This is a genomic window from Bacillus sp. AP50 (assembly GCF_040492675.1).
Lineage (GTDB): Bacteria > Bacillota > Bacilli > Bacillales > Bacillaceae_G > Bacillus_A > Bacillus_A cereus.
This window is the reverse complement of record NZ_JBEUTW010000561.1, coordinates 1-917: the sequence shown is the minus strand read 5'-3', so window position 1 is coordinate 917 and position 917 is coordinate 1. Positions and strand designations below refer to the sequence as shown.

Here is a 917-nt window from a genome sequence, read left to right as displayed (position 1 = left end):
AATATACCAACGGTTAGAACAGTATAAGATAATGACTTAATTTTAAAGATGAACATTTGCCTTCTCTCATCTTGTGACTCCATCCGACGTTCAAATGTAATTTTGTAAATTTCTGCAATAAACACCAATACTACTAACACACAAATTACAATCGTAGCAATATTAACCATTATTCATCCTCCTTATATTTAAATACATCGGTTATCTCTTTCTCAAGTGAATTAGAAATTTTGAAAGCTAAAATCAAAGAAGGGTTATATTTATTTTTTTCTAAAGCTACTATAGTTTGTCGACTGACACCAACTGCATCTGCTAATTGTTGTTGAGTCCATCTTTTTTCAGCTCTTCCTACTACTATATTATTTTCAAGCATGTCATTCCTCTCTTCTATTATACAGTTATATTAACGTAATAGTAATATTTTTTTTACAAAAAGTAAAGAATATATTACAACGAACCGAATAATACATTATATGTTTCGCCGAAAAAACATGAAAATTATACGCTATTAAATTTATTGGGGGTTCTGCCGCATGCCCACCAACTTAAGAAAACAAATCCACCCCATAACGAGAAAATGAGCTTTTTATTACAAATTAGCACATTTTTATTACAAATTAGCACAAAATTCCGTTCTGGGGGTAGGTGTATTTTGTTAGCTTGATAGCGATGTGGTGCTACCCCTCAATGAACAAAAAAAATTAGCATAGTAAAATAGTATTCGTCGGATAGGAGTCCAATATATTATTAAAATTAAGATGGTTCAAGTTGAAGGAAGGCACTTTAGGGGGTCTTTTCGTTATTTTTAAAAGGACCTACTCCATTCATTCTTAAAAACATAAAGTAAAGTGAACCCGTTAAAATACATGAATGAACCTTAGTTTTAATCCTCTTACCTAAAGGAGGAACTATTATGG

Annotated in this window: 1 protein-coding gene; it reads right to left on the bottom strand. The window is 31.2% G+C overall.

What is annotated here, in order from left to right; translation table 11 throughout:
• Positions 1–169 precede the first annotated feature (169 nt).
• Positions 170–373: a helix-turn-helix transcriptional regulator gene (locus ABWK52_RS26585; RefSeq protein ID WP_000892395.1), complete on the bottom strand. Its 204-nt coding sequence runs from the start codon at positions 371–373 to the stop codon at positions 170–172.
• Positions 374–917: the final 544 nt, after the last annotated feature.